General features: G+C 62.6%; 18 protein-coding genes. 14 read left to right on the top strand and 4 right to left on the bottom strand.

Features of this window, described 5'->3' with window-relative positions; genetic code table 11:
- Positions 1-14 precede the first annotated feature (14 nt).
- From D0550_RS13170 to D0550_RS13160, 3 genes are all read left to right on the top strand, one after another.
- Entirely contained in the window at positions 15-1,193 is a 1,179-nt protein-coding gene (locus tag D0550_RS13170) for a HupE/UreJ family protein (RefSeq protein WP_206606254.1), read from the top strand.
- 213 nt (positions 1,194-1,406) lie between these two features.
- A complete protein-coding gene (locus D0550_RS13165) occupies positions 1,407-4,079 on the top strand; it encodes a TonB-dependent receptor domain-containing protein (RefSeq protein ID WP_116809649.1) in 2,673 nt (890 codons plus the stop codon).
- A gap of 8 nt (positions 4,080-4,087) precedes the next feature.
- Complete coding sequence (locus tag D0550_RS13160) at positions 4,088-5,899, top strand: CocE/NonD family hydrolase (protein WP_153067144.1); 1,812 nt, start codon at positions 4,088-4,090, stop codon at positions 5,897-5,899.
- A 2-nt stretch (positions 5,900-5,901) separates the two neighbouring features.
- On the opposite strand, the gene D0550_RS13155 is transcribed toward D0550_RS13160, so the two are convergent.
- A complete protein-coding gene (locus tag D0550_RS13155) occupies positions 5,902-6,600 on the bottom strand; it encodes a GntR family transcriptional regulator (RefSeq protein WP_116809735.1) in 699 nt (232 codons plus the stop codon).
- A gap of 81 nt (positions 6,601-6,681) precedes the next feature.
- Here D0550_RS13155 and D0550_RS13150 point away from each other — a divergent pair, with 81 nt between their 5' ends.
- The 10 genes from D0550_RS13150 to D0550_RS13110 all read left to right on the top strand — a co-directional run bounded on the left by D0550_RS13150 (position 6,682) and on the right by D0550_RS13110 (position 17,189).
- Positions 6,682-7,443 carry a CapA family protein gene (locus D0550_RS13150; protein WP_206606253.1) on the top strand — a complete coding sequence of 254 codons (762 nt, stop codon included), beginning with the start codon at positions 6,682-6,684 and terminating at the stop codon, positions 7,441-7,443.
- Positions 7,440-7,775: a hypothetical protein gene (locus tag D0550_RS35465; RefSeq protein WP_206606252.1), complete on the top strand. Its 336-nt coding sequence runs from the start codon at positions 7,440-7,442 to the stop codon at positions 7,773-7,775. The genes D0550_RS13150 and D0550_RS35465 overlap by 4 nt, the downstream gene beginning before the upstream one ends.
- A complete protein-coding gene (locus D0550_RS13145) occupies positions 7,763-8,248 on the top strand; it encodes a TRAP transporter small permease (protein ID WP_153067143.1) in 486 nt (161 codons plus the stop codon). The genes D0550_RS35465 and D0550_RS13145 overlap by 13 nt, the downstream gene beginning before the upstream one ends.
- Positions 8,245-9,537 (top strand): TRAP transporter large permease, encoded by a 1,293-nt coding sequence (locus D0550_RS13140; protein ID WP_116809734.1) that lies wholly within the window; start codon positions 8,245-8,247, stop codon positions 9,535-9,537. The genes D0550_RS13145 and D0550_RS13140 overlap by 4 nt, the downstream gene beginning before the upstream one ends.
- A complete protein-coding gene (locus D0550_RS13135) occupies positions 9,534-10,631 on the top strand; it encodes a 2-hydroxyacyl-CoA dehydratase family protein (protein ID WP_161965806.1) in 1,098 nt (365 codons plus the stop codon). Before D0550_RS13140 ends, D0550_RS13135 begins: the two co-directional genes overlap by 4 nt.
- A 91-nt stretch (positions 10,632-10,722) precedes the next feature.
- Complete coding sequence (locus D0550_RS13130; protein WP_116809645.1) at positions 10,723-12,897, top strand: CaiB/BaiF CoA-transferase family protein; 2,175 nt, start codon at positions 10,723-10,725, stop codon at positions 12,895-12,897.
- Complete coding sequence (locus D0550_RS13125) at positions 12,894-14,189, top strand: 2-hydroxyacyl-CoA dehydratase subunit D (protein ID WP_116809644.1); 1,296 nt, start codon at positions 12,894-12,896, stop codon at positions 14,187-14,189. The genes D0550_RS13130 and D0550_RS13125 overlap by 4 nt, the downstream gene beginning before the upstream one ends.
- 29 nt (positions 14,190-14,218) lie before the next feature.
- On the top strand, positions 14,219-15,226 hold the full coding sequence (gene dctP, locus D0550_RS13120) for a TRAP transporter substrate-binding protein DctP (protein ID WP_206606251.1): 1,008 nt from the start codon (positions 14,219-14,221) through the stop codon (positions 15,224-15,226).
- Positions 15,223-16,434, top strand: coding sequence for a CaiB/BaiF CoA transferase family protein (locus D0550_RS13115; protein ID WP_116809642.1), 1,212 nt, complete (start codon positions 15,223-15,225; stop codon positions 16,432-16,434). Before dctP ends, D0550_RS13115 begins: the two co-directional genes overlap by 4 nt.
- 71 nt (positions 16,435-16,505) lie before the next feature.
- A complete protein-coding gene (locus tag D0550_RS13110; RefSeq protein WP_161965805.1) occupies positions 16,506-17,189 on the top strand; it encodes a TetR/AcrR family transcriptional regulator in 684 nt (227 codons plus the stop codon).
- On the opposite strand, the gene D0550_RS13105 is transcribed toward D0550_RS13110, so the two are convergent.
- Entirely contained in the window at positions 17,159-19,507 is a 2,349-nt protein-coding gene (locus D0550_RS13105) for a TonB-dependent receptor (RefSeq protein WP_116809640.1), read from the bottom strand. The genes D0550_RS13110 and D0550_RS13105 overlap by 31 nt on opposite strands.
- Before the next feature lie 254 nt (positions 19,508-19,761).
- On the opposite strand from D0550_RS13105, the gene D0550_RS13100 reads away from it, so the two are divergent.
- Complete coding sequence (locus D0550_RS13100) at positions 19,762-20,964, top strand: cytochrome P450 (protein WP_116809639.1); 1,203 nt, start codon at positions 19,762-19,764, stop codon at positions 20,962-20,964.
- Here the strand turns inward: D0550_RS13100 and D0550_RS13095 are convergent.
- Positions 20,961-21,743, bottom strand: a complete 783-nt coding sequence (locus tag D0550_RS13095) for an OmpA family protein (RefSeq protein WP_116809638.1) — start codon at positions 21,741-21,743, stop codon at positions 20,961-20,963. The genes D0550_RS13100 and D0550_RS13095 overlap by 4 nt on opposite strands.
- Positions 21,740-23,359 carry a hypothetical protein gene (locus tag D0550_RS13090; RefSeq protein WP_153067142.1) on the bottom strand — a complete coding sequence of 540 codons (1,620 nt, stop codon included), beginning with the start codon at positions 23,357-23,359 and terminating at the stop codon, positions 21,740-21,742. Before D0550_RS13090 ends, D0550_RS13095 begins: the two co-directional genes overlap by 4 nt.
- Between the last annotated feature and the right edge of the window lie 7 nt (positions 23,360-23,366).

The raw sequence follows: 23,366 nt of genomic DNA, 5'->3' as shown, positions 1-23,366 counted from the left end.
TGATGGTTGCGTGCATGGCGCTCCTTGCGAGTGGCGCATCAGCGCACACGCTGAGCGAAAGCCATTCCTCGTGGCAAGTCTCGGGCAACACGGTGCGCGTCGAAATGATCGTGCCCGAGCTGGAAGCGAAGCGCCTGTCGAGGACCGGCACCGATCTGCCGTCACGAGAAGAGTTCAGCCGCTACTTGGGCGAGCGACTGTCGGTCCTGTCCAACCACAAGCCTTGCGAACGCACCGCCGGTCCGACACCGTTGAGTGCCGTCCCAGGCTTCCTTCGCGACGAACTGGAGTTCACGTGCCCCGACAGCAAGGATCTGGCGATCCAATCGTCAGTCTTCTACGACATCGTGCCCTCACACACCAACTTCGCGCGCGTTCAGATCGGCGACCAAGACTTCTTCGAGCAATTGCTGACGAGCGAGCATCGCGAGGTCGAAATCACCGGCGGTGAATCCCACGGCACGTTGCAAGGTGCGGGACTTTTGAAGTTCATCGAGATGGGCATCATGCACATCTTCACCGGCATCGATCACATGGCGTTCATGCTCGGTCTGGTGCTGATCTCCCGCCGCGTCAAGGATCTGTTGCTCGTGGTCACCGGCTTCACGCTCGGTCATAGCCTGACCCTGGCGCTCGCAGTCACCGGTGTACTCCGCCCGGACGCGCAGTTCATCGATGCACTGGTGGCCCTGACCATCGTGCTGATCGGTGCGGAAAACGTCGGCGACTCAACTCACCGTCCGTTGCCCGTCGCCCTCGGACTGGGCGGCTTGTTGTTCGTAATGGCGATCGCGAAACATCTGGGTCTTGGCATCACGTTGCCGACGACGCTGCTCCTTGGCGGCGGTATGTTCGCGGCCGGCTATCTCATGTTCGCCGGGCAACTACGCGATGCCTCGCGCGCCCGTCTGCTGATTACACTGGTCTTCGGATTGATTCATGGCTTCGGCTTCGCGGCGAACCTGCTGGAGATGCGACTGCCGCCGCAGCGGCTGACCGAGTTGCTGATTGGCTTCAACATCGGCGTGGAGATCGGGCAGCTCGCTGTCGTGCTCGGCGCACTGGGCATCGCTGCACTGATTGGAAGGGTGCGACTGGCCATGCCGCGACCTTTGTTCACCGACCTCGCCGCCGCTGTGCTGATCGGTCAGGGACTGTACTGGTTCCTCGGCCGCACAGTTGCCCTCGGGTAACTGCAGAAAATTCCGCAGATATTTTCTCTCCGGGCGCTTCATAAGCAGAAGCGGTGCCCGGCATACGTCATTTTTATCCCGTGCAAACAACCACTTGAACAGGGATTTTCATCGGCCAAATTGTTGACAATTTCATCGGCACTTCCTAGTCTGGAGCGCATCACAAACAAGTCCGGCACGAGCCGGGCGCACTCGGACGGCAAGGGGGGATCCATGCGACGACGTCCAGTTTTATTCGGTGCTTGTGCATTGGTTGCAGCAACGGCGACGACGGCACAGCAAGCGGACACCGAACAGGTCGTGGAACAAGTGGTCGTCACGGGCACGAGTATTCGTGGCGTAGCCAGTGCGGGCGCACCGGTGGTTGCCCTGGATCGCGAAGAGCTCATGGCGACGGGCCTTGCGACCAGCAGCGATCTGGCCCGTGCCCTCCCCCAGGTTCTCAATCTCGGTGCCGACGAAAGCCGCCTGGGTGGTGCGCAGGATGGCGCGGCGAATGCCACTCGGGTCTCCGGTATCAATCTGCGCGGCATCGGCAATGAAGCGACGCTGCTGCTGATCAACGGTCGCAGACTCGCGCCAGCCGGCGTCATCAAGTCGCTGTACGACCCCAATGTCATCGCGTCCGCTGCGATCGAACGCCTGGAGGTCGTGGTCGATGGCGCATCCGCCATTTACGGCTCGGATGCGGTCGCCGGCGTCGTGAACATCATTACGCGCAAAAATTTCGAAGGCGCCGAAACCCTGGTGCGTTATGGCGTCGCGGACGGCACCAGCCAGAAGATCGTCAGTCAGAACTTCGGTTTCACCTGGGACAGCGGCAGTGTGTTCGCCGCGTACGAGCACAACGAACGCGATCACCTGTCAGGCGCCGACCGCGACTTTGCAACGAACGATCGTCGTGCACGCGGCGGCTCGGATGCGCGGCCAACGCTCGCGTCGCCAGGAAACATCGTGGTCGGCACGACGCGCTATCCCCTGCCCGCAGGCTCAGGCACTGGACTCAATCCTGCGCAACTCACCGCGGGCACCGCGAATCGTTTCGACGAAGGCTCGTTCGCCGATCTGCTGCCCAATCAGAAACGCGACAGCTTCTTCGTCGATGCGCGCCAGGAATTCGGCAAGCTGGACCTCTGGTATCAAGGCTGGCTTTCCGAGCGTGACTTCGACGAGCGCGTCGCGCCCGCCTCGGGCCAACTGCGTGTGCCAAACACGAATGCCTACTTCGTGGCGCCCGCCGCACTCGGCTCGCCGGCGTTCGTCAACGTCGAGTATCGTTTCCTCGCCGAGGACGCAGACCCACAGCTGTCGGGTTACGAGAATGCCCTGCAGAACGCCGTCGGCGCAGGCTACGATCTGGGCGGCGACTGGCGCATCGAAGGTTATGCCAATTTCAGCAAGAATCGCGGCTTTCAGCGTCGTGGCGCGATCACCAACGGCGCCGCGCTGACGGCCGCCTTGGCGAGCAGCAATCCGGCGACTGCATTCAATCCATTCGGCGATGGCACATTCAACGTCACCAACAATCCGGGACTGGTCGATGTGATCATCGCAAATCGCGACACCCACGCCACCAGCGAAGCACGCAATCTGGCGTTGAAGGCCGACGGCCCGCTGTTCTCGCTGCCGGGCGGCGACGTGCGAGTCGCCATTGGCATGGAACGTCATGACAACGAGTTCCGTCAGCAGCTGGACGCCAACAACGTGCTGGCCTCCGGCGCGGTCGTGACCAAGAAGATTCTGAACCGCCGCCACAACACTTCGTTCTTCGGCGAAGTGTTCGTGCCGGTGGTGAGCGAGGGGCAAGCTATCCCCGGCATTCACAGCTTGAGCGTGTCAGTGGCCGGACGCCGCGAGGAGTACTCCGACTTCGGCTCGACGACCGATCCGAAAGTCGGCGTCATCTGGCGCCCGATTTCGTCGCTCACCGCCCGCGCCACTTATGGCACGTCGTTCCGCGCCCCGTCGCTCGTCGACACCAGCGAACAGATCCACAATATCTTCATTCAGAACCTGACCGATCCGGCGGGTCCCGGCGGCATTACTCGCGGCATCTATCACAACGGGGGTCGCGCCTCCTTGAAGCCCGAAGAGGCGACCACTTGGTCGGTGGGATTGGACTGGGCCCCCACCGGCGCGCTGCAAGGGTTGACCGCATCAATCACCTACTATGACGTGGACTACACGGACCGCATCGACGTCGTCCTGAACACGGCGCTTACGAATGCGGACGTTTATGGTCCGTATGTAATTCGTCGGCCGCCCGCCAGCGATGCAGCGGCTACGGCCGCTTTCAATGCACTGGTGCAGTCCTTCCTCAGCAATCCCGACCTGCAGAGTCCAGCGGAGCCCGTTACCAACATCAACGCCATCATCGACGGCCGCCGCGCGAACCTCGGCAGCATGAAGCAGCAAGGCATCGATCTGAACCTCGGCTATAGCTTCAGCACCTCGTTCGGCGATTGGCGCCTGGGCTTCGATGCGGCGAAGATCCTCGACCTGACGCGCGCCACAGCGCCCGGCCTGCCCTTCGTCGATGTACTCGATACGTACAGCAATCCGGTCGACCTTCGCGCACGCGCATCGGTGGGCTGGCGATTGCACGGTTGGTCGGCGAACGCGTATGTGAACTACGTCGACAGCTATCTGAACACGGCAATCGCTCCCAACGTCGAGGTCGACAGCTACCGGACCGTCGATGCCTCGATCGTGTATGACTTCGGCGCAGAGCGCGGCGCGCTGAGCGGGGTGAGCTTGTCGGTGAACGGCCAGAACCTGCTCGACGAGGATCCGCCGATCGTGTTGAACGGCATCGTGTCCTGGGACAACCAGAACGTGTCGCCGCTGGGCCGTTTCGTTTCTTTCGTGCTGACCAAGCGCTGGTGACCATACGCATGCCAAAGAACACTCCGCGACTCGCCTGGGCAGCCTGCGTGCTGCTGCTGCCCTTCCATTCGCCTCAGGCAAGCGAGGCGAAAGAGTCGCGGCCCGGCGTGTATCGCGGCTATTCCGAAGCGCGTTTCAGCGAATGGCAGAAAACCTCTCAGTACGTGACGATGTCGGACGGCGTAAAGCTCGCTGTCGACATCTATCGTCCGGCCGAGAACGGCCGCGCGGTCGACGAGAAGTTTCCGGTCGTCTGGATCCATACGCCGTATCGGCGCGCCTATACGGACGCCAAAGGCGAGCTCGTCAATCCTCTCGAGCGCTTGCACCTCATGCCGTTGTTGAGCCACGGCTATGTGGTCGCTGCCGTGGACACGCGTGGGCGAGGCGCGTCCTTCGGCGCTCGCCGCGGTTTTCAAGATCGTACTGAAGCTCGCGACGCTTATGAGATGACCGAGTGGTTCGCCAAGCAGCCGTGGAGCACAGGGGCCATTGGCGTCGCCGGATGTTCCTATCTGGGCGGCACGACCTGGCATGCGGCCACGATGATGGCGCCGCATCTGCGAGCCATTGCGCCCGGCTGCACCGATTTCGACAAATATGGATTCGTCAGCCGCGGCGGCATCACGGCGCAGTTCAACACTCGTCCCGAGAATCCCGGCCAGGATTACGGCCAAGGCGTGGTGCCAGTGGAGTCCGACACGGACGGCAGGCAAGCAGCCAGCGCAATCGCCGAACACATCAAGGGCACGCCGATGGCGGAATTGTGGGCGGGGATGAGCTATCGCGATGACGTTTCGCCGCTGCTGCGTGTGCCGTTCTGGCGTGAATCCAGTGTCGCCAGCTACACCAAGGAGATCGAGCGCTCCGGGGTCGGCATCTTCATCTGGGGCAATTGGCTGGATGAAGGCAGCTTCGAAGCGACGCTCGCGTACAACAATCTCAACAATCCACGCAAGCTGTGGATGGGCGAATGGGGACATTGCGAGGTCGGCGACTTTCCCATGGCCACAGAATTCCTGCGCTTCTTCGATCATTTCCTGAAGAAGGTGGATAACGGCTGGCAGCGCGAAGCGCCGATCTACTATCGCACCGTCAACGCCCCCACCGGCAAGGAATGGAGCAGCACCGACCAGTGGCCGCTGGCAAACGCTCGCAATCAACTACTGCACCTCGGCGGCAGTGCCTCACCAGGCGTCACGGGTCGACTCACGAGCAAAGCAGACGCCACCGCGACAGTGAGCAATGAGTTCACGGTCAACTACGATCCCAAGTGCAGCGGGAAGGTCGATCTGTACTTTCTGATGTGGCCTTGTGGCGTGGAGCAGCACGGCCTCAGCTACACGACCCCGGCACTCAGCGCCGATGCGCACATCGCCGGCCATCCCATGGTCGACCTGTGGATCTCATCGACCACCCCTGACGCCGATGTTTTCGTTTACTTGGAGGATGTGGCGCCCGACGGTACTGCGTCCATCGTGACGCATGGTCGCCTGCGAGCCTCACATCGAGGCGAGCAGCCGACGCCCTATCGAAACTTCATGGGCCTGCCCTATCACCGCGGCGAACGGCAGGATGCCGAGCCGCTGATTCCTGGCAAACCTGCGCGGCTGCGGCTGGATCTGTTACCGACCTCTACGATCATCAAAGCCGGTCATCGCGTGCGCTTGACGGTAGCCGGCGCGGATCCGCGTCAGCGCTCACGCAATGTGCAATTCGATCCGCCGCCGACTCTCACGATCCATCATGACCGAGCGCACGCCTCACAGCTGACGCTGCCCGTCGTCGGGACATTCACCGCAAAGGTGCACGGCGAGTGAAGCTACTCGAGGTCCAGGTCCATCGCGGACAATGTTTCCAGACCCTCGGCGATATGGTCGCGCATCAGCCGCTCCGCATCCTTGACTCGGCCATTGACGATCGCTTCGGTGATCTTGCGATGACCGGCGTTGGCGTTATCGATGCGCCGGGCGCTGTAGAACGTCGTGATCAGCAGCCGATAGATCGGGATGCGCAACCGCTCCAGAAACATGCGGATGAACTGGTTGCCCGAGCCTTCGATGATCAGCTGATGCCACTCGTCGTTGAGCCGCGCGAAGCGCTCGTGATCGATGGTGTCCTCGATTTCGTTCAGCTCGGCCTGGATCTTCTGCAGCTTCCGCTTGAGCTCGGGCCGATCGGCCGCGGCGAAATCGGCCGCCGCCATGCCTTCGAGCGCCATGCGCGCCCGATACATCTGCCGCAGGTCGTCGTGCGTGAAGCGCTTCACTGACGCACCCCGGAACTCTTCGATGGTCACCAGCCCCTCGCTCGACAACCGCTGCAATGCCTCACGAACGCGAGTACGCGTCGCGCTCGGCTGCTCACGCATGATGTCCGCTTCGACCAGACGCTGGCCCGGCACGAAGCTGCCCCGGCGAATGCGCTCGCGGAGCCAATCCACGACCTCGCTGACGCTGCGCGGCTCAGCGCGGGCGGTTTTCGATTTGCTAACGGTGCGGTTGTCAGTCTTGGCTGGCATGCAGTCCTGCTGCCGCGACGGCGGCGTGGCCGACAATATGATCGATACTTTGGTCAACAATCAACCGGGGTCGATCGCAGCATGGAGCTGATCTTCACGGGTGATCTGATCCTCGACGAGCCGCAGCCCGATCACTGGCTAAGTGGCATTGCGCCCGCGCTGCGCACCGCGGATTTGACCATCGGACACTTGGAAGTCCCGCATACGACTCACGTGGCCGCAAGCGGCGACGATGTGCCCGCACCAGGCGCGGACCCCGCTCATCTTCCGGCGCTGGCGCGAGCCGGCATCGATGTCGTCACCTTGGCTGGCAATCACATCGCCGACCTCGGTCAGATCGGCATCGCCGATACAATTCGCGGTTTGGCCGAGGCCGGGATTGCATACACGGGCGCCGGAGCGACCCTGGGCGAAGCTCGCAGGCCCGCGATCGCTCAGCGCCGCGGCAAGCGCATTGCCGTGCTGAGTTACAACTGCGTTGGACCACAGAGCGCGTGGGCCGGGCCAACCCGCGCGGGATGTTCATACATTCGGGTCGAGCCGACTGACGGCAGTGCGATTCGGCCGGCAGCCGCACTCGAGCGCATCGATCCGGCGTCGTTGGTGACACTTGCTGAAGACATCGAGGCTGCCAAGGCCCGGGCCGATCTCGTCGTCGTCGCCTTTCATAAAGGCATCGTGCACACCAGAGCAAAGCTCGCGCCGTACGAACGTCCCCTCGCCCACGAGGCCGTCGAGGCCGGTTGCGACGTGGTCATCGGTCATCATGCTCACATCGTGCGAGGAATCGAGTTTCATCGCGGCGTACCGATTTTCCACGGCTGGGCAACGGCTGCGTCGTGACCCGTGCGCTCAGCCCGGACCAGGCTTCCCCCGAGCGCGCGGCGTGGGCTCGCAAACGTAAGCAATTGTTCGGGTTCGAGCCGGATCCTGCGTACCTGCTCGCCCCCTTTCATCCCGAAGCGGTGAATGCGCTGCTGGGTCGGATGTGCATCGACGCGAGCGGCAAAATGCGCGTTGGGTTCATTCCTGTGCACGTCGATCCGCCTGGCCGTCCGCGTCTTGCGCCGGATGCCGCACAACGCATCGCCGATTACATTCAAACCATCGGCATCGAAGCCGGCCTGCCGCCGCTGACCATGCAAATCACAAGTGAGGGCGTGTGGCTGAACTGATGGAACGTCACGGCGAAGGCCAGACGCGCGGGCCGCTGTTCTACATTGGCGCTGGCGGCCTGATGCTCGCCATGGCCGTCGAAGCACTCGCGGTGCTCGGCCGTCATGCAGGGATTCCTCTGCTGGGTGCGCTGGAAATCATCCAGGCGTGCATTCTGCTGATGGCGTCGGCGGCGATGCTGTCGGCCACGTTGAACAAGGGGCACGCGACTGTCACGTTGCTGACCGCTCGCGTAGGCCCGCGTGCACGCGACTATCTGCATGCCTTTGCGAACTTGCTGTCCGCGCTGTTCTTCGTGGGACTGGCATCGGGTGTGCTCTGGCTGGCGCTGGAGTCTTGGAACGACCACGAGCAAAGCGAGTTGCTGCACATTCCGTTCCGTCCGCTGCGCATCGTATCGCTGCTCGCCGCCGTCGCCATTGCGCTGGTCTTCTTGCGCGACATGTGGCGCTCACTGCGGGGGCGCTCATGAACGGCTTCCTTGGCGTCATCGCACTTCTGGTTTTGCTGACGCTCGGCGTTCCCATCGGCGTTGCGATGGGCGTGGTCGGCATGGTCGGGCTGATGTTGTTGTTGGGCCCCGAGCCGGCCGTCATCAAATCGGGCGTGGTGCTGTTCGAAACGATCACACGCTACGAGCTGGGCGTGCTGCCGCTGTTTTTATTCATGGCGCACCTGTGCTTTGCCGCCGGCGCGAGCCGCGACTTCTTCGAAGCCGCCGCGCGTATGGTTGGACATCGTCGCGGCGGGCTTGCGATCGCATCGGTCGCGGGTTGCGCAGGCTTCGGCGCGATCAGCGGTTCGAGTCTCGCGACCGCTGCAACCATCGGCTTGATCGGCCTGCCGGAAATGCGCAAGCGCGGTTACTCCGATGCACTCGCGACCGGATCGATCGCGGCGGGCGGCACGCTGGGCTCGATCATTCCGCCTTCGGGCGCGTTGATCGTGTTCGGCATTCTCGCCGAGCAATCGATCGGCAAGCTGTTCACGGCGGCGATCGTTCCTGGCCTGTCACAGGCCTTGTTCTACATCCTCACCATTGCGCTGCTATGTCGGTGGCGCCCTTCGATCGGGCCTGCGACCGCTCGCGCCCCCTGGTCCGAACGGCGCGCCGCGCTGCTGCGCATCCTCGATCTGGGCGCGTTGATCCTGATCGTGCTGGGTGGCATCGCGTTTGGTTGGTTCACCCCCACCGAAGCGGCTTCGGTCGGCGCCACGGGCGCATTGGTCCTGTGTGCGTGGCGTCGTAAGTTGAATCGCGATGCCTTGCGAGAGGCGCTGGCGCAAACGCTGCGTACCACGGGAATGATCTACGTCGTCATCATTGGCGCGCTGATCTTTGCCGTGTTCATGAGTTACACGGGCCTCGCCGAGCAGGTCGCCGATGTCATGGAAGGACTGCCGGGCGGCACACTGATGGCCATCATCCTCATGACCCTGCTGCTATTGCTGTTGGGCTCGGTGCTCGATGGCCTGGCGCTGATGCTGCTGACGACGCCCATACTGCTGCCCATCGTGACCGACCTGGGTCTGTCGCCGATCTGGTTCGGCATCTATCTGGTGCGCACCATGGAGATCGGCTTCGTGCATCCGCCCATCGGTATCAATCTGTATGTGATTCAAGGCATCGCCAAAGACGTACCGCTGATCCGCATCTTCAAAGGGGTCGTGCCGTTCCTGGCGGCCGATTTGTTACATCTGTCGTTGTTGATCGCCTGGCCGGCGATGGCGCTGGCGTTGCCGGGATGGTTGCATCAATGAGCTTGTCGACGCTGTTGAATAGCGCCTTGAGCGATCCATTGCACGCGGCACGCTCGCAGCGAGCGATTGGCCTTTTGGGATGGAATGTTCCCGTCGAGTTGCTGCTCGCTGCCGATGCGGTACCGGTGCAGTTGAATGCCCTGCCGCACTCGGACCATACGGTGCTCGCCGACAGATACCTGGAGCCCAGCTTTTCCGCTCAGAGTCGCGTCGTGGCGGATCGCTGGCTGGCGGGAGATCTGGATGGTTTGGAGGCCGTCATTTTCTCCCGCAGCGATGATAGCGCGCAAAGGTTGTACTACTATCTTTGCGAGTTGCAACGCGTGGGCGAATGCAAGGGACCCGAGCCCCTGCTCTACGACCTGGCGCGCATTCGACGCGAGACGAGTCTGGCTCACACGATCGAATCAACGCGCGCACTCGCCACCGCAGTTCGCGCGGATGAGTCGCGGCTGATGGCCGAGATTGAACGCGTTGTCGCGCGGGAACGGTTGCTTGGCGAGTTGACGAAATTGCGAGTGGGCGATGCGGTGCCGCTCGGATGCGACGCGTATCGGATCGTGCGCGGTGCTCGTACGCAATGGTCGACGGAACTCGATGAATCCTTACAGCAGTGGCTCAGCGGTCCCGCTACCGTCGAGCCGCGCAAGCGAGTGCTGCTGGTTGGCAGCGTGCCGTCGGACGATCATGTTCACCATGCGATTGAATCAGATGGCGTGGTGGTCGTGGGAGAGATCAATGAGGCCTCCTCCCCGGCGTCGCTCCCGGCATCTGCTGTGACAACCCGGTATGTGTCGCTCAGCAACCCGGTAGAAACCATCGCACGCCGCTGCTATGACCAGACCAATGCAATCGGCACTCTGTTGCAGTCGCCCGCCGATCTCGTCAAAGCCGCTAGAGCGCTGCGAGTCGACGGCGTGATCGTATGGATGCTCGCGACCGATACCGGTCTTGCCTGGGAGGCGCCTCAAATGGAACGCGCACTGCGTGAAGCAGCACTACCGACGCTCATGCTCACCTCGCAGCCTCAAACGTTGAGCAATGAGGCGCTCACTCTCATCGCACAGTTCAGGCGCGCGCTGGAGGTTCGATGAAATCGCTGCAGACCCTTCACGATCGCACGATCAATGACGGTACCGACGACCGCGAGAGCGGCATCTCGACTCATTCGGCGGCGGACGCTACATGAAACCTCTACTTGGCATGCGTGTGCTCGCGCTCGACAACGCCGCGGATGGCGCATTGGCCCGATTGTTTGACAGCTTTGGCGCGCAGGTATCGCCCGTTCAGACTCCTACCCTGGCGGACGAATTACCGCGCGCCGACTTTCTTATCGAAGGCATCGGCCTGCCCGCGTTACGACGCGCCGGCTTCACTCGCGAGCGCATCGAGCAAATCAATCCCCGCCTGATCCACGTTTCCGTCACAACTTTCGGCAGCCACGCCCCCCGTGCCGAGTGGACCGGCGGTGAGCTGATCGCATCCGCCATGGGCGGCACGCTTCGGGTAACAGGCGACGATGACCGTCCGCCAGTGAAAGAGGCCCTGGACGCCTGCTGGTTTCACGCAGACATGGTCGCCGCCGCCGGTGCAATGGCCTCGCTGGTGGAACTGGCAAATACAGGGCGCGGTCAGCACGTCGACATCTCCGTGCAGGAAGTCGCGTTCTCTCGCAACGTCAATGGCGTACTCGTGTGGCAGTTCGATCGCCGAAAGTTACATCGCGTCGGTGGAGCGCTGAACTATGGTCGCGCCACGGTCCGCTGCATCTGGCCGCTTGCGGACGGCTTCTGTTTTCACACCCTGATGACCGGCCGCTTCGGCGCCCCGGCGAATCAGGCGCTCAGTGACTGGATCGATGCAGCCGGCCTGCCCAATCCGCTGCGCGCCGTCGATTGGACCCAGTACAACCGCTCAACTCTCGACCCACAACTGAGGCGCGAATGGGAACGGGCCATCGAGACCTTCTTTGCCACGCGCACCCGACAAGAAATCTCAACGGAAGGTCGCCGGCGCGGCATCAATGCGACGGTCGTTGCAGAGCCGAGTGATGTACTCGCCGATCCTCACTTGGAAGCACGCAAGTTCTGGGCGAGCGATGCTCGCGGCCAGCGCAAGCCCAGTCGCTTCGTTGCAATCGTAGCCGGCGCGCAGCCTGTGCAAACCAGCGCCCGCGTCAGCGATCGCCCCGGCCCATTGAGTGGCCTGCGCGTGTTGGACTTCTCCTGGGCCCTCGTCGGATCGATCACGACCAAAGTCCTCGGCGATCTGGGCTGTGACGTGATCAAAGTCGAGACGCGCAGCCGCCCTTGTCTATCTCGCATCGACGTTCAGGTGAGCGCCTCGCGAGCCGACAGTTTCGACGACAAACCCTGGTTCGCGCACTTGAACACATCCAAGCGCAGCCTCGCCCTGGACTTGAAGTTGCCGGGCAGCCGCGAGGTGCTCGATCCGCTGCTCGAGTGGGCCGACATCGTGGTCGAGAATTTCTCGCCCGGCACGATGGCGAAGCTGGGACTCGACTATGCATCGCTGCAACAGCGCAACCCGGGCGTCATCATGGTCTCCGGCAGTGTGTTCGGACAGACCGGACCGCTCGCGGAATCGTGGGGCGTCGATGGCACGGGCGCCGCACTGTCGGGTCGCACGTTTCTCACCGGTTGGCCCGATCGCAACCCCGTCATTCCGGGCGCCGTGCCTTATGGCGACGTGATTGTTCCTTACGTGATGGCTGCCGCGACGTCAGCCGCGGTCGAGCAGCGTCGTCGCACAGGCACGGGCTGTCACATCGACGCGGCAATGTATGAGATCTGTGTCCAGCAGATGCACGACGCCATCGTTGCCGCCGCCCAAGGCAATCGCCCACAGCGCCACGGCAACGACGATCCAGGGATATTTCATCAAGGCGTCTATGCTGCCGCCGGCGATGACCAGTGGATCGCGATCTGTCTACCCTCGCGAGCGGATTGGGAGCGACTCTGCGCCCTGATCGGGCTCGATCCCAAGGGGTCGCCTCGCGACGCCGAGCCCGGCCTGAACGCATGGTCCCGCCAACATGCAGCGCATACCTTGATGGAACAGCTGCAAGGTGCCGGCATCGCGGCCGGCGTCGTACAGGACATCGAGGATCTCATTGAGCGCGACCCGCAGATCGCCGCCCGAAACGCGCTGATAGATTTGCAACATCCGCTGCTCGGCACCTTTGGTCACGTGCGCACACCGATGAGCTTCTCGGCATCCGTCACGGCGCCCTATCGTGCGCCGTCGATTGGCGAGCACAGCCTTGCCATCGCCAAAGACCTGTGCGGATTGAGCGCGTCCCGCATCGAAGAACTGGAGCGGCTCGGAGTGTTTCGATGAACACCGTTACACACAGCGGCGGACAACGCAGCCGCAAAGATTTGGAATGCACTGCCGCCGCCACAGCGTATCAACGCGAATTCGTGGCCGAACTGAAGCAACGTGTCATCGACGCCGGCGAGCCTTTCGCAATCGCGCAAGCCGACACGCCGCACGAGATCTTCCACGTCATGGACATTCCGCTGGTCACCAATCAATGGTGGTCGGCGTACATCTCCGCGAAGCAGCTGTCGAATCACTACGATCGGGTCCTGGGACAACTGGGCTATCCCGCCAATCGCTGCCGATACTGCTCGCTCGGTTTGGCTTGCACCCTCGACAACAACCCTCGCATCGCACCCTGGGGCGGCCTGCCGAAGCCGACCGTGCTCGTGGCTCGTCTGACCTGCGAGTGCATCGAGCACGTCTTCAGCCAATGGGCCAGCGCGCTCGGCAGCGAGTTCTTTCCCTTGGAAGCGCCCGGCTGGCAGCACAAGGATCCGCAATGGTTTCGCAACTCCAACGAGCGCTGGGATGAAGTGTTCGAAGAGCGACGCATCGAATTGCTGGTGCGCGAGATGCGCGAACTGATCGCATTGCTGGAAGATCGCACCGGTCGGAAATTCGATACAGACAAATTCCGGCAGCTCATGCTCGCGATCAACGAGCAGGAGGGTTACATCGCCGAAGCCGCCCAAATGATTGGCGCCGCGCGCCCCTGCCCGGTCTCGATCGCCGAGCAGATGCCGAACACGATGATTCCACAGTGGCATCGTGGCTCCCCCTGGGCAGTGGCGCACGCACGCCGCTTTCGTGACGAAGTGAAACAACGCATTGCCGACGGCGTCGGTGTCGGCAAGCGCGAACGCCTGCGATTGATGTGGATCGGTGCTGGACTGTGGCATGACCCGGGTTTCTACAGCGCCCTCGAAGATCAGTATGGCGCCGTGTTCGTATGGTCCATGTACATGCCGTTCGCGGGGCCGCAGTACATTCGAGCACTGCACGATCGGCCGTTACATGCACTAGCAAGCCGCATCTGCTCGATGAACGAAGTGCTACACCTTCCGCCATGGATGAATGAATGGATGGTGAGTGAAGCGCAGCGCTGTGACATCGACGCGGCAGTGATGTTGGTGCCGCCGGACAATCGTCTATCGCAGTCGGGCACGAAGCTCACCGAGCAAGCCCTCGCTCGCGCCGGCGTTCCGACGCTCGCCTTGTCCGCAGACATGGTCAGTGCCAAGGATTGGAGCCACGAGCGCATGGTGCAGCATGTCGCCGGATTCCTACGGCAGGAAGGACTCTTATGAGGTCTCTTGTTGCCCTACTTATTATATGGATGGCCGGCTGCACGCAGGCGACGCCGGGCGTCACCGTCCTCACCTATGCGAGCCCCTTCAGTCCCAGTCATCCGTTCAGCCGTGCCGATGTCGTTTGGATGAAATGGGTCGAACGCCACGCCGGCGGCAGCCTCAGGATTCAGCCGTATTGGTCGGGATCGCTACTGTCGTCCGAGCACTCGATGCACGAGTTGCGGCATGGCGTGGTCGATGTTGGCTTGATCACGCCGATCTATGCGCGCGGCGGCGCTCATTTGATTCGAGCACAAGCAGGCTTCTATGGGGGGCTCACCACGTTCGAGCAGCAGACGGCGCTGTGGCGCTGCATGGCGGCCGCGGATCCTCAGTTCGGACGCGAGCTGCACGAGCTGAAAGTCCTGGCGGTCCAAGGGGGCAATCTTCCGGGCATCGTCACTCGCGATCGTCCGATACGCACGCTCGCCGATCTGCGTGGCCTCCGACTGCGCGCACCGTCGGAGTTGCTCTCGGTGCTCAAAGATCTGGGCGCCGACCCGATCGATATGCCGATGGGCGAGGTCTATTCGGCGCTCGCCAAAGGCGTGCTCGACGGCGTGGTCGCGCCACCGGACACGCTCAAGTCACTGCACTTCGCCGAAGTGGCGAAGTATTTCAACACCATCAAAATTCCTCGCGGCGCGTATGCCGCTCGCGCCATGGGTGAACGCCGCTGGCGCAGCCTGACAGAAGCTCAGCGCGCGCTGCTCGAGCGCAGCACCGAAGTGTGGGAGCAAGCGCTCGCGGCAGAGCTTCTGGTCGCGAATGAAACCGGCCTCACCGCCGGCCGCGAGCATCACCTCGAATTCCACGACATGCCGGCCGATGAGCAGGCGAGATTCAATGCCATCTACGAGCGCGACGGCGAAGCGCGAGCCCGCGCCCTCACCCGCTTCGGCATCGATGGCATGCCCACGTACAGGCTGGCGCGCTCAGTCGCCGCGCAAGTCACGGACGACGCCGGCATTCACTGCAGCAGAGATCAATCATGAGCCTACCGCTGGAAGGAGTTCGAGTCGCAGATTTCAGCCACGTGATGGCAGGCCCCTTCGCCACGCATCTGCTGAGACTGCTCGGTGCTGACGTCATCAAGATCGAAGCGCCCGGTCGCGGCGATGCCATGCGCAACTACGGTGCGGACCGTCGCTACGATGGCATGGCGCCCGCGTTCATTGGCGTGAACGCGGGCAAGAAGTCCCTCGTGCTGGATCTCAAACAACCGCTCGCGCAAGAGGCTGCCCGGCGGTTGATCGCCACCTCCGACGTGCTGCTGGAAAACTTTCGACCGGGAGTCATGGCGAAATTCGGCCTGGACTATGCATCGGTGCGCTCATTGCGGCCCGAGCTGATCTATTGCTCCATCTCCGGCTATGGACAGAACGGCCCGCGTCGGGACTGGCCGGCGATAGATAACATCGTGCAGGCGACCACCGGCATGATGACGCTCGGCGGCGCGGCCGGCGATGCTCCGGCGAAGGTGGGCTTTCCCGTGGTCGATACGCTCACCGGTCAGACGGCCGCCTTCGCGATCCTCGCTGCGTTGTTGAGGCGACAGCGCGAGCGGCGCGGTGAATACATCGATGTCGCCATGTTCGATGCCAGCATGGCATTCATGACCTCGGCCGTCGTGCCGTATCTCGTGACAGGCAATCCTCCGGAGCGCACTGGAAACATCGGCTACAGCGGACAACCCACCTCGGCGGTGTTCAATGCCAGCGACGGACGGCAGATCTCGCTGGGCGTGGTACAGCAGCCGCAATTCGAGGCGCTGGCTCGCGAGGTTGGGCGCATGCGCTGGCTGGAGGATCCTCGTTTCCTGACGCCGGATCTGCGACGCAGACATTCGGTCGACATGCGCGCCGAGCTCGATCAAGTGTTCGGCGAGGCGCCGGCAGCACACTGGGAAACCCGCCTGAGCGCCGCCGGCATTCCCTGCGGCATGATCCGGGATGTCACGGAAGCCGTGTCTCTGCCGGCACTCGAAGCGCGCCGGCTGAAACTCGGCTTGAGTGTTCCTGGCCTGCCGGATCGCGAACGAGTTGAAATCGTGAACGCCGGCTTTCTGTTCAGCGAAGACCAGCCCGGAGTCGACTCGCCACCGCCGCGAATCGGTCAGCACAGCGCCGAGATTCTCCGCTCGCTTGGGTTCAGCGCTGCGCAGATCGGTGCACTTGCGTCGCAGGACACGCCGAGCTCGTAACACTCGAGCGCGGGCGCTTGCCAATTTTCGGCCAGGGCATACCATCCATCCATGACTTCTGAATGCCGCAGATGAGTACCAAGAGAATTACGGACGATAAGCCCGCGCCCAAGATGGATCGTCGTTGGGAGCGCACTCGCGCGGCGCTGATGAATGCGGGCCGCACGTTATTCGCATCGCGTGATGTCGAAGGTGTCACCGTCGACCAGATCGTCGCGACCGCGGAAGTCGCCAAGGGCAGTTTCTACAATCATTTCGTCGACAAGGACGTGTTCGCACGCGAAATCGCCAGCTCCGTGCGGCGGCAGGCGGAACAGGCCGTCAACGAAGCGAATGCCGCCGTGACTGACCCTGCCGCGCATCTGGCTCGCGCCTTGTGCGTGTTCATGCGCTTCGCCATCGAGCACCGCGAGAGCGCGCAAGTGCTGTGGCGTCTGAATTCCGGTGCCACGATGGTCGACGCGCCAATCAATCGCAATCTTCGCAAGGACGTGCAGGAAGGCATCGCTCAGCAGCGCTTCAAGCATGTCGACATCGAAGTCGCCGCGCTGCTGGTGATGGGCACCATCGTCATTTCGTTGCGCCACGCCCTGGAAGATCGGCTCGTGACGCCGCCCGTCAACATCGCCAAAGGCATGGCGGCCGGCTTGTTACGTTCCCTGGGCGTACCCGCCGCTCAAGCCGACCGTCTCGCCTGCGAAGCCGCCGACGATATCCTGGCCCCTCAGAAATCCACGCTCGCCGACAGGAAATAATTCCTGGGACGCGAGTAGATGACTTCCGCGTAGCCCGCGGATGTGGCGAAGGATGAGTTGCCGGCGACGCGATACTGCTCATCGGTCGCATTGTTCACACCGGCTCGCAACCGCCACGCCCCCAGCTCCAGCGTGAGCGAGGCATTCACCAGCGTCACATCGTCGAGCTGCGCGACTTCGACGGAGTTGGCCGCGTCGAAGAACTGCTCCGAGGTATAACTCAGATTGATGCGAGGCGTCAGCGTCGCGTTGCCGACCTCGAAGTCATAACCCACGCCGAGACTCGCCTGCCACTCAGGTGCGAATGGCAGCGTGTTATTCGGGCCGACCGTCTGCGTGGTGCCTGGCACGACTGCAATCTCATCGAACTTGTTGTGCAGATAGCTGGCACTGGCTTCCACCAGCAACCGACCCGGCGCATAGGTCAGTTCCAGCTCGCCACCTTCGATCGACGACTTACCGGCATTGAACAACAACGGCACGATGCCGAGCCGATAGGTCAGCTGCATGTTGTCGTAGTCGGTGCTGAAGATCGCGCCGTTCAAACGCAGGTTCGCGCCGAGCTCGGATTTGAAGCCCAGCTCGAAGGTTTCCGCCGTCTCCTCGTCGAACGCAACCGGCAGATTACCCGGCGGCGCCAGGTTGTAACGCTGATTGAAACCGCCGCTCTTGAAGCCTTGCGACCAGCTCAGATACGTCATCAGCGACGGGTTCCAGCGGTACTGAATGCTCGCCGAGCCGGTCGTAGACTCATATTTGTTCTCGAAGTGCCGCGGGATGATGTTCAGACCCGGGCCGGCCACCAGCGGCGTGTTCATCGTGCCCGGAATGACCACCGGTGCGGTCAAAGGCGTCACCGTAAAAGAAATGATCTGGATGCCCTTGGTCTCCTCGGTGTAGCGAACACCGGCGGTCAGGCTCAGCGCATCCGTGACGTTGTAGGTCCACTGCGTGAACAAGGCTAAGTTATCGTTCTGGATGAAGGCACGCTGATAGTCGAGCGAGCCTGGTACTGCACCGCTGGCCACCAGCGGAGGCGGCGCCGCGAATGGCACGAGCAGAAAATCGTCGATGCTCTCCTCGAAATAGAAAGCGCCGACCACACCACGCAGCCTGTCGGTCTCGATCAGTGCCTGCAACTCCTGACTGAACTGATCGCCGGCGCTGGAGTAGTCCGTGTGCAGCACGAGCAGCCCGGTGTTGTCCGCGTCGCGACTGCCGCTCCAATCCAACTCACGATAGGCAGTGATCGACTTCAACGCGAACCTGTCGGTCAGCTCCCAGCGCAGCGTGCCCGATACGCCCCAGTTCTCCAACGTGCTGGCAGCCGGCGCATTGCCGCCGTTGCGATACTTGCCGAGGTCCCAGGTCGCATCGTTCGCACAGCGCGGGTCCACGATGTTCTGCGGCACTGACGGGGGCGGAAACGTCGCGCCCGGACACCCGGAGCCACGACTGATCGCCGCTGGAAAGGCCTGCGTTCCGTTGATCGTGGCGAAGACGAACGGCGAGCCGTGTTCATCCTCCTTGGTGTAATCGCCTCGCAGCGTGAGCGAGAGACTGTCACTCGGCTGCCATTGCAACGAGGACTGGAAGGTGTAGGTATCTTCGTTGCCGAGATCGAGGCCATCGTAGACGCGTGTGACATAGCCATCGCGTTGCCGGGCGCCGACCGAGACCCTCGCGGCGAGGCTATCGGCGATCGGCAAATCGACGGCGACGAAACCTTCGTAGAGGTTGTCATCTCCCAAGCCGACGCGCGCCGTGCCGCCAAACTCCTTGCCCGGCAGCGTCGTGGTCAGCAGGACCGCCCCGCCAATGGTGTTCCGACCAAACAACGTTCCTTGCGGGCCCCGCAGGATTTGCACGTTGGCGACATCGCGAAAGTCGAGCACGCCGCCGACCGAGCGGCCCATATAAACGTCGTCGATATATAAGCCGACGCCCGGATCGACACCGGACGAGCCGTCGCTCTGGCCGATACCGCGAATATAGACCTGCGCAGCGGAATTGTTACCTGTGAGCGGGCCGTAGCTGGCGAACTGCAGATTCGGTGCGATTTGATCCAGATCTTCGGTGCTGCTGATTTGCTGACGTTGCAGCGCCGCGGCCGAGAATGCCGAGATGGCAATCGGCGTGTCCTGCAACGATTCCTCGCGCTTGCGGGCGGTTACGACCACCTCTTCCAACGCGCCCGCCTGGCGACCCTCCTCGGCGGCATTCGCCGCGAAGCCGGCGGGCGTAAACCCGAGGATGAATGGGATCTGCCATGCGCTCGCCCAGCGACGCGCGCCAGTGAATGTTACTTTCACAGCCATCGAGCCCCCCTGTCCCTGAACATCCCACGTCGTGGGTCCATCGAGTTATATTGGACCATTACGTCACTATTGAACTATTTCGTCAATAGCAACTCGGACCGGATTGGGGCAAGACAGCGGCGTATTCGGGGCGAGTCCATTGCCGCCGCTTATGACCGGGAGACACAGAAGGTGTTACCTCGAGGGACTCCTTCTGCCCTAGTGTGCCCGCTTCGGCCCACCGGGCCAGATGACCCTTTGCGCCAGACTGCACCATGTCCACCGATCCGTCGTTGCTCAACGAGTACGATCCCACGCTTCCCGAAACATTCGACAGCGTGCATGCCACTTTCGCCGACCTGCGCAGGCGCTGCCCGGTTGCCCACAGCACGCAGTTCGACGGTTTCTGGGCACTGGCTCGCTATGAGGACATCGTGAATGTCTTGCGTGATTCGGATCTGTATATCACCTCGGTGCGCAATGTGGTGCCCGGCTCTTCGACGACCGGGCGCCGGCCGCCGCTCCATCTAAATCCGCCCGAGCACACTCCTTATCGGCGAGCGATCGATCGGGCACTCAGTGCCAGCCGTGTCGCCTCGTTACTACCGACGACACAGCGCATTGCCTTGGAGCTTGCGACGCAGCTCGTCGCTCGCGGCGATGCAGATCTGGTCGAGCACTTCTCGGCCGTTCTTCCAGTGCGGCTGTTCGGCGAGTGGCTCGGCCTGACCGATTGGCAGACCACACATCTCGCCACGAGCTCACGCGCCTACATCAAGGCGTGGGAGGCCTTCGACAAGCCCGGTGTGGTCGCTGCAGGGGAAGGTTTGGCGGCACTGGCTCGCGAGCTGATCGACCAGCGTCGCGTTCAACCCCTGGATCCGACCGTCGACCCGACCAGCTCGCTGCTGTCGGAACGCGACGCCAACGGCAGTCCCTTCCCGGATGCTCTGCTGGCGGGCTGCGTGCGACAGGTGCTGGTTGTCGGGCTGGTCGCACCGCCCATTCTGTTGGGAAGCATCGCCGTGCATTTGTCTCGCGATCAAGAGCTGCAACAGCAGCTGCGCGCGGACCGATCGCTGATCCCGGATGCCGTCGAGGAATTCGTTCGTCTGTACACGCCCTATCGCGGCTTCGCGAGAACGGCCCGCGAGGACGTGACGATTCGGGGCCGAGCCATTCCCAAGGATGAGCCCATCGCGCTGTTGTATGCCTCGGCGAACCGCGACGAAGCGGTGTTCCCGGAGCCGGACAAGTTCATCCTGCGTCGACCCAACATCAATCAACACATCGCTTACGGCCGCGGGCCACACATGTGCGCTGGTGTTCCGCTTGCTCGTCAGCTGCTGCGCGTGTCCTTGGATGCACTGTTACAGAAAACCAGTCACTTCGAGCTGAGCGGCGAAGTGCGCATGAGCGGCATGCCCGAAGTGGGACCGCTGTACGTGCCGCTGCGAATGACACCCGCGACAGGCTAGCGCGAGACGATCACTTGTACCCGGCGCATGGCGGCGTCCTCGACGCCCTTGGCGCGCTGCGCCTCATCGCGCCACTTCACCTCGTAGCGCAGATCAGTGAGCCCGGCGCCGCGTAACAAATCGGCGACCTGTTCGGCACGACGGCGACCGATCTGCCGATCCTCTTGCATCAACTGCCCGTTGGAAAGCAGCGAGGCCGCGCGATAGCCAGTGATCTGCACCTTGGTCGAGTGACTCTGCCTGGCGTACTCGAAGATCTGTTGCAGCGGCTGCGCGTGACGAAACATCACCAGCGAGTCGAATTCATACCGCAGCTCGAATGACTTCGAGGTCTCGACCTGCTCGGACTTCGGCTGGGTCACGGGATCGCCGAATGCGAGCCGGCCCTTGCTCGGGCCCGGCGGTCGCGGTGGCTCGAATGGCAGGTTGTAGCGCTCTTCCGCCGGAAGCATCGTGTTGCAGGAGCCGTCCAACTCCTGCATCACCGACAGCGCGACCGGTTTGAGCACGATACCGCCGCAGATGCGCGGTTCATCGCTGACGGTGCCTTCGACCAGCACTTTGTGACCCAGCCACGGCGGATTCACCGGCGCACTCACATCGGTCTGGATCGTCAGGTAATAAGTCTCGCCTTCGTATTCTGCGAGCCAGCACGGCACCGTGCTCGTGTCACGCACGATCGGACACGCGACAAAGTTGCGGTGATTCGCCGGCGGCGTGGCTGCCATGACAGCGCCCACCGGGCTCGCAAGCACCAATGTGACGAGCAGCCGCTTCATAGCGCGCTCAGGAAATTGATCAGGTCGTCGCGCTCCTGATCGGTGTAGCCGATATTGAAGCGTCGGTCGTAGAAATCGACCAGTTCACGCAACGAACCCGCCGAGCCATTCGAGAAATACGGCGCGCGTGCGGCCAGGCCTCGGAACTGTTGCATGACGATGGCGCCCACGTCATTGCACTTGCCGGAGATCAAGGCACGGCCGGGATCCTGCGTGTAGAACACGCGCCCCAGGAACGGGTGTGGCGGCACGCCGGCGTTGCAGGTGATCTTGAACAGCGGCATCTGCGGCGTACGCTCGTTCCAAGGATTGAGCGGCTCCTCGCGCGCCCACGGCAGGTTCGTGGTGCCGAGGTCCATCCAGCCATTCACGATGTCCATACCCATCATGTGCATGCCGTGACAGGTGGAACACGTGCGCTTGGTCGGATTGCCCAGACCCACCGTATTCAAATGCATGGCATCCTTGATCCAGAACGTACGGAACATGAATACATCGTGGCCGCGGACAATGGATGCTCGCATCTCGTTGCGACGCTGGATCTCGGGATCGGACGACGCCGCCGGCTTCCGCCACTCCTCGCTCATCGGGAAGACGAAGTTCGTCACGTTGTTGCCGAGCAATCCCTCGCGCCCTTTCGCGAGGTTGTGAACGCCCAGGCCGGGCGGCGCATCCGCTTCGATCAGACTGCCGGCGACGCTATGCGAGACTTGCGCCGTGTACAGCTGACTTTCGAAGGCAACGATCTTGGCGAGCCGCTCCTCGTCGAGCTTGCCATTGAACTGCAGATGCGTGATGGCGGCTTCTACCGCTTGGGTCTTCAGCGTGGGCTGCCGCGCATCCGACAGAATATTCATGCCGGAAGGCAGCCCCGTCTCGGGATCACGCGTCGCCGGCAAGCCGTTCTTGCCGATGAAGGAGAACACGCCAAAACCGTTGTGCGTGAAATATTTGGTATTCGCTGCCACGCGCGGACGGCGATATACGGACACCATCGGATTCGCGCTCTTCAAACCATACTTCGGATGCAGGTTGCAGCCGGTCGGGTCGCGCACCACTTCGATGCTGAACTCTGGATCGATGCTCGAGCCGTCGGCGGCTTTCGGCGGCCACGGCAGGAAGATGCGGAACAGGCCCCGCTCGAGCAGCAGCGAATGTGATTTCGAATCGCCGGCTGGCAGGTCCGGGCAGTTCATGCCGTCGATGGGCGCGAAGATGGGATCCTTGCCCTGAGTCTCGTGCCAGCGCTGTCGAATCATCTCGACCGACAACGACATCGCGTTCGCCGGCTGATGACAACTCACACAAGCGCGGCCGTTCGCGCCGATCGGCTCGAAGAATGGATGACCTCGAGTGTCGATGACGCCGGCGGTATTCAACACCCCGACCTGACCGAAGGCGCTCGGATAGGGAACGAGCGGCGCGAGCGGCGTGCCCTCCCCCGGCGTCCACCAGCGATGCGCCGGCGGTGACTCGCTGTCACTGACCGGTGCTTGCTGAGCCTGCTGGCTCTGCTTGGGCACATGAGCGTCGATCTGATCGCGCGGTGCGCCGAGCACGGCGCTGGCCAGCAGGCCCGCGCCGATCCCGATCACAACGTTGATTGCCTCTTTCAACAACGCA

It is taken from the genome of Steroidobacter cummioxidans, from assembly GCF_003104955.1.
Note: the sequence above shows the minus strand (reverse complement) of the source record. Positions and strands in the feature narration are given on the sequence as shown.